Here is a 5,762-nt window from a genome sequence, read left to right on the forward strand (position 1 = left end):
AATGAACAGAGTGGTGAAAGGGCTTCAGAAGCTTGGGCTCCGGACCGGGCCGGCGATGGTCCTAACGGTGCCGGGCCGCAAGTCGGGCCGACTACGCAGCACCCCGATGACTCCGTTCGAGTTCCAGGGCGGCTTGTACACCGTCGCCGGGTTTCCCCGCGCCGACTGGGCGCTCAACGCGCGGGCCGCCGGGGCCGGCACCCTCTCACATGGCCGCGAGTCGCGGCCAGTCAAGATCGTCGAGCTCAGCACCCAGCAGGCACGACCGGTGCTGCGGGCGTTTCCGACCGAGGTTCCCATCGGCGTGGGGTTCGGGAAACGAACCGGGCTGGTGCGGGAAGGAACCCCAGATGAGTTCGAAGCGCTCGCCGGCAGGATTCCGGTGTTCAGGCTGGATCCGGGTTAGGCCGCCGCCGGCCCGGTTGCCCGTTGAACGCCGATATCGCCGGAGGCGGTTCGGACGAGCACGTCGAGGGTCTCGTCGCCCTCTGCCGGGCCGTCCGCCGAATTCAGGTTGTTGCGTACCCGGCCCGTGCCCGTCCGCAGATCAAGCCGGGCCGCGGTGCCTTCGGCGATGCCGACTTCGACCTCGCCGCTGCTGGACTGCACCGAGACCGTGCCGTTGATCGCGGTTGCGACGGTGACGTCGCCCGACGCCGTCTGGGCGTTGACGGTGCCGTGCAGTCGCCCGACTTTGAGCGACCCGCTGGCGGTCCGGAACTTCACGTCGCCATCGAGGTCACCGATTGTCGCGCCGCCCGACGCTGTCGCCACGACGGCCGAGCCCGTGACGCTCTGGGCGGTCATGTCGCCAGAGGCGGTGTCCGCCTTGACGTTTCCCGTGACTGAGTCGGCGATGACGTCTCCGCTCGCCGACGCGAACCGGAACTCGGCGAACTCGCCGTCGGCGCGGACATCGGCGGAAGCTGCTGACGCCTGAAGCCGCGAACGCGACGGCAATTCGACGTCGATGGTGACCGCGCCACCACGACCGAGGGATACGAATCGCCGGCCGGCCGAAACCGTGAGCGTGCCGTTGCGGAAGTCAACGCGCGTCTGCTCGGCCGCCCGTATGTCAGAGGACCGGTTCGGGTCGCGCGGGCGGACGTCCACCACGGTATCGTCGCGGTCGGTTGCGACGAGGTGGACCGAACCGGCCACCACCTCGATAACGGCCGTGATGGGGTCGGGTGTTGGGAATGTTGGCATCGCTTCTCCTAATTGTGATTTCGTGGCTCAGCGGACCCAGCCGCTGAAGTGCTTGTCGGTGTTGGCATGTGAGCGCCGGCCGCGGGGGCCCAGCGCTGCGGTGACCGCGCGCACCAGCCAGGCATTCACCGAAAGCCCCTCGCCGCGGGCAGCCGCGTCGACCGCCGACCTCAGGTTCTCCGGTAGCCGCAGCGTCACCCGCCACGTGCCGCCGACAACGTCGGGCTCGGTGGCCGCGGCGACCGGCTCGTCGGGCATGTCCTCGACGCCAGAGCTGACGGTGAACTCCGGGTCGCGACCGCGCAGCCGCACATCGACAGATCGGGGCGCGATTTCGCGGGTGATCTGCTCCGCCGCGTCGGACAGCGCTTCGAGCAGCGCGAGTCGGATCGCCGACTCGAGCGGCGCCGTCAGGCGCTCGGCCAGTTGGGCGGCGTCGGGACCACCGGCCTCGGCGGCCACACCCAGCTCGTGGCGTACCCCGTCGACGTACGGTTGCAGATCCATGACATCATCATGACATCATAATGGTGTCACCACAAGCGTCACTATGCCGTCATAGGCTAACGGAGCTGGTCAATGATGGTTTCGGCGAACCGCTCGATCGGTTCCCGGTAGCGTTCGACGCCGGCAGACCCGATCTCCGGCCCGGCCCATGGCACCCACATCACCGCGGTGATACCGATGTCCTCGGCCCGTTTGTACAGATCGACCGACGGCGGTTCGAGCAGCGCCAGCATTACCTCGAACGGCTCCTGCTCCCGTCCGTACTCCCTCCGCAGCGCGTCCAGCCGTTTCACGTAACCAACCGCGTCGTCCCATGGGTACGCGTAGCCGACCCAGCCATCGCACAGTCGCGCCGCACGCCGCAGCGCGGCCTCGGACTCGCCGCCGCACAGAATCGGCACCGGCACCGGCGGATGCGGTTCGATCATCAGCTCGGGCACCTGGTAGTACCGGCCGCTCCAGGACACCCAGCCGCCGCGCCACAACTCCCTCAGCGCGGGGATCATCTCGTTGAGCCGTTTGCCTCGATTGCCGAAGTCCTGCCCCATCAATTCGTACTCCTCGCGCATCCATCCGACGCCGACCGCGAGCGACACCCGGCCTTCCGAGACAGCGGAGGCCGTCGCGACCAGCTTGGCCACTTCCAGCAGCGGACGGGCCGGCGCGACATACACCGCGTTGGAGAACCGAAGCCGGCGGGTTACCGAGGCCATTGCGCCGATGAGCACCCAGGAGTCCGGCCAGGCGGTGTCGGGCGGCCAACCTGGCTTGCCCGTCGGCGAATCGGGGTACGGCGACGACAGCTCGCGCGGATAGATCATGTGATCGGAACAGAGCACGCCGTCGTAGCCGGCCTCATCGAGCATCCGCGCCACCGGGATGGCCTCCAACGTGTCCATGAATGCGGTTCCTGACCAAAACTGCATATGTCACCCTTTCGTCATCGGTGGCGAACATCAGTACAGCGGGTATACGGCGGCGCGTAGTAGACCTATGCCAGAATGTCGGCAGAGTTCAGCCCGACCGTGAGGAGCCGCCGTGGCGAACACCGAGGTGGACCGGAACACCGACGTCGACGTCGAGGATGTGCCGTCCGCGAATTGGGGCTGGTCCAAGGAGAACCACCGCTGGATCCACATCGGCGGTCTACTGTCGGCCGGGTTTCTTTTGGCCATGTTGCATGGCAACCACGCCGGCCGTATCGAGGACTTCTTCGTGATCGGCTTCGCCGCGCTCATCCTGGTCGCCGTCGGACGAGACTGGTGGCTGCGCCGCCGCGGCTGGATCAGGTAGCACTCAACCGACCGCGGCGGCCAGCGGCAAGGCGGTATTGACGCGCCTCAGGTCACCGGAAATTCCCGCAGCACTTCGGATTTCGGCGAACGCATCGATCATCGCGTCGGTCGCCTCGTGCGGATCATCGAGCGTGCGGTCATCGGTGAGCACCGAGATGGCGAGCTGATCGACGTAGCTCCATACCGTGATGTTGAGCCCGCTGCCGGTGACCACCGGGCCGACGGAGTAGATCTCACTGACGGTCGCCCCCTCGATGTGTCCTCGCTCTCGCGGGCCGGGCACGTTCGAGATGGTCAGGTTCATCAAGCTGGCCGACTCCATTCGCCTGGCCTGCCTACGGAACATCGGGGGTGCCAGCGACGGGGGAAGATAGGCGAGCCATGCTGGCAAAATTGTCGGCCCGAGCAACTGGTTGTTCTCCTTGGCGATCTTCGTGCCCACCGCGGTCACCTTCACCCGCTCCAGCGGATCGTCGATATGAACGGGTATGGACGGCGTCATGTAGGTGAATTCGTTGCCCACCAATCGGTCCGGGGACGTATCGGTGCTCACCGGCACACCGGCGATGAGCGGTGAGTCGGCTCGTCCGTCGTACCGGAGCAACAGCTTGCGCAGCGCACCGGCGGCCATCGCCAGGACCATGTCGTTGATCGTGACGCCAAGGTGCTTGCCGGTCTCCTTGACATCCGATAACGCGAGCGGCGCCGTCGCGAACCGGCGCCCCGGTGTGACGACGTGGTTGATGAAACAGTCCGGCGGGGAGAAATTTCGGGCGAGATCGGGATGCTCGCCCCGCTCCTTGGACCGGCGCCGAACCCGCGAAACCCCGCTGGCCGTTTCGCTTACCAGCCGGGGCAGTTTTCGGACCAGCCGCACATGATCACGTCCCGCCGCCCTCAGCAGGGCCGCCCGCGTCCGCGCCATATCGGGAGCCTCCGGCATCCCCACCACCCGCGATGGCTGGTGGGGCTCCATCGCCTTCGCCATCTGGTTTGCCGATGCCACGCCGTCGGCGAGTACGTGATGGACCTTGTGGATGATGGCGATGCGGTTGTCGGCCAGGCCGTCGGCGACGTACATCTCCCACAGCGGACGGCGGCGGTCCAGCGGGGTGCTGGCGATCTCGCCGATCAGTTGATCCAGCTCGCGACGCCCACCCGGGGCGGGCACCCGCGCCTGGCGCACGTGATAGTCGAAGTCGATGTCGTCGTTCACCGCCCACATCGGGTGATGCAGTTTCAGCGGAATGTCGACGAGCTGATACCGAAGCGGCGCCATGGCCTGCAACCGCGGAAACGCCACGCTGCGGAACACGTCGAAGCCGTAGCCACCAGGCACGTCGGACACATCCAGCACGCCGATCTTCAGTGTGTGCATGTGGACTTCAGGTGTCTCGGTGTACAGCATCAACGCGTCCACGCCGTTGAGTCGCTTCACATCCCACCCCCATTCGTCAACGACCCGTTCTGGTGTCCTCCATTGCACTCCTTCGGCATTGCTCGGTGGGCGGTTCCGCCAATCTGGCCTGATATCATCACCGCGTGACATTTTGACCGCGTTTTGTAAACCCCATAGGAGCCGCGCGATGAGTCTCGTCGCCGGGCACGGTCCGCTCAGCAAGGACCCCGCCGGATGGTTCTCTTCTCGGTTGCCCGACGACCTGGTCTTCGTCGAGCCGCATCCCCGACGCGTTCAAGCCTTCCGCGATGGCCGCTTGCTGATCGACACCGAGCGGGCACTGATGGTGCATCGCCGCGGCCATCCACTCAGCTACGCGTTCCCGGCCGATGAAATCGGCGACCTTCCGAGCGAACCCGAATCTGAGGCAGCCGGATATGTTCGCGTGCCCTGGGATGCGGTCGACACCTGGCTCGAGGAGGGACGCAAGCTCGTCCACTACCCGCCGAACCCCTATCACCGCGTCGACTGCCGCCCAACGAGCCGTGGGCTGCGAGTCGCCGTCGCCGGCACCACGCTGGTGGACACCACCGAGACGGTCATCGTGTTCGAAACCGCACTTGCGCCCGTGCTCTACGTCGACCCGTCGTTGGTGCGCACCGACCTGCTGCGGCGGTCGGCCACCACCAGTTATTGCAACTACAAGGGCGATGCGACGTACTGGTCGGCCGTCATCGGCGACACCGCCGTGGACGACGTCGCCTGGAACTATCAGGACCCGCTGCCCGAAACACTGCGTATCAAGGGCTATCTCAGCTTCGACGCGGCGCGCGCCGACGTCCTGGCGGAACTGCCGGAGGTGTGACGGTCGTCACAACCCGCACCGTGACCTCGCTCCCTACGGTTGCGTCACCGTAGGTTCGCGCTGGTTACGGTTGCGTACGTTTTCTCCGCCCGGACAGACTGCGTTCAGTTTGTCTGCGTGGAGGAAAACCCTTGGGCCACTACATCGCCAACGTCCGCGACGTCGAGTTCAACTTGTTCGAGGTACTGCGCCTCGGTGACGTCCTCGGATCGGGCAGCTACGGCGATCTCGACGTCGACACGGTGCGCACGATGCTCGACGAGGTCGCCCGCCTGGCGGAGGGTCCGGTCGCCGCGTCGTTCGCGGACGCCGACCGTCACCCGCCGGTGTTCGACCCGGACCGACACACCATCACCGTGCCCGCCGAGTTGGCCAAGACGGTGCAGGCTGTCAAGGACGCCGAGTGGTGGCGCGTCGGCCTCGCCGAGGAGGTCGGCGGCGTCGCCGCACCGGCGGCGCTGACATGGGCGATCAACGAGATGCTGCT

General features: G+C 66.5%; 7 protein-coding genes and 1 pseudogene. 4 read left to right on the top strand and 4 right to left on the bottom strand.

What is annotated here, in order from left to right:
• Position 1 precedes the first annotated feature (1 nt).
• The gene (locus tag ACRDU5_RS05675) at positions 2–406 is read left to right on the top strand and encodes a nitroreductase/quinone reductase family protein (RefSeq protein ID WP_526613512.1); all 405 of its coding nucleotides are present in this window, start codon (positions 2–4) and stop codon (positions 404–406) included.
• Here ACRDU5_RS05675 and ACRDU5_RS05680 read toward each other — a convergent pair.
• From ACRDU5_RS05680 to ACRDU5_RS05690, 3 genes are read right to left on the bottom strand one after another with little or no spacing between them, the layout of a single operon-like run.
• Positions 403–1,209 carry a DUF4097 family beta strand repeat-containing protein gene (locus tag ACRDU5_RS05680; protein WP_526613513.1) on the bottom strand — a complete coding sequence of 269 codons (807 nt, stop codon included), beginning with the start codon at positions 1,207–1,209 and terminating at the stop codon, positions 403–405. The genes ACRDU5_RS05675 and ACRDU5_RS05680 overlap by 4 nt on opposite strands.
• 27 nt (positions 1,210–1,236) lie before the next feature.
• Complete coding sequence (locus tag ACRDU5_RS05685; protein WP_526613514.1) at positions 1,237–1,716, bottom strand: histidine kinase; 480 nt, start codon at positions 1,714–1,716, stop codon at positions 1,237–1,239.
• Positions 1,717–1,772: 56 nt separating this feature from the next.
• Complete coding sequence (locus ACRDU5_RS05690) at positions 1,773–2,642, bottom strand: TIGR03619 family F420-dependent LLM class oxidoreductase (RefSeq protein ID WP_526613515.1); 870 nt, start codon at positions 2,640–2,642, stop codon at positions 1,773–1,775.
• A 112-nt stretch (positions 2,643–2,754) separates the two neighbouring features.
• On the opposite strand from ACRDU5_RS05690, the gene ACRDU5_RS05695 reads away from it, so the two are divergent.
• Complete coding sequence (locus tag ACRDU5_RS05695) at positions 2,755–3,009, top strand: DUF2631 domain-containing protein (RefSeq protein WP_526613516.1); 255 nt, start codon at positions 2,755–2,757, stop codon at positions 3,007–3,009.
• Positions 3,010–3,012: 3 nt separating this feature from the next.
• On the opposite strand, the gene ACRDU5_RS05700 is transcribed toward ACRDU5_RS05695, so the two are convergent.
• Positions 3,013–4,449 carry a WS/DGAT/MGAT family O-acyltransferase gene (locus ACRDU5_RS05700; protein ID WP_526613517.1) on the bottom strand — a complete coding sequence of 479 codons (1,437 nt, stop codon included), beginning with the start codon at positions 4,447–4,449 and terminating at the stop codon, positions 3,013–3,015.
• 148 nt (positions 4,450–4,597) lie between these two features.
• On the opposite strand from ACRDU5_RS05700, the gene ACRDU5_RS05705 reads away from it, so the two are divergent.
• Positions 4,598–5,275 carry a DUF427 domain-containing protein gene (locus ACRDU5_RS05705; protein WP_526613518.1) on the top strand — a complete coding sequence of 226 codons (678 nt, stop codon included), beginning with the start codon at positions 4,598–4,600 and terminating at the stop codon, positions 5,273–5,275.
• 131 nt (positions 5,276–5,406) lie between these two features.
• Positions 5,407–5,762, top strand: a pseudogene (locus tag ACRDU5_RS05710) (acyl-CoA dehydrogenase); the annotation flags it as partial.

Origin of the sequence: Mycobacterium sp., assembly GCF_050701515.1 — a bacterium.
Classification (GTDB): domain Bacteria; phylum Actinomycetota; class Actinomycetes; order Mycobacteriales; family Mycobacteriaceae; genus Mycobacterium.

Excerpts from the sequence above, each read along its gene's own strand:
- ACRDU5_RS05675 (WP_526613512.1), top strand. The coding sequence starts at position 2 with ATGAACAGAGTGGTGAAAGGGCTTCAGAAGCTTGGGCTCCGGACCGGG.
- ACRDU5_RS05680 (WP_526613513.1), bottom strand. The coding sequence starts at position 1,209 with ATGCCAACATTCCCAACACCCGACCCCATCACGGCCGTTATCGAGGTG.
- ACRDU5_RS05685 (WP_526613514.1), bottom strand. The coding sequence starts at position 1,716 with ATGGATCTGCAACCGTACGTCGACGGGGTACGCCACGAGCTGGGTGTG.
- ACRDU5_RS05690 (WP_526613515.1), bottom strand. The coding sequence starts at position 2,642 with ATGCAGTTTTGGTCAGGAACCGCATTCATGGACACGTTGGAGGCCATC.
- ACRDU5_RS05705 (WP_526613518.1), top strand. The coding sequence starts at position 4,598 with ATGAGTCTCGTCGCCGGGCACGGTCCGCTCAGCAAGGACCCCGCCGGA.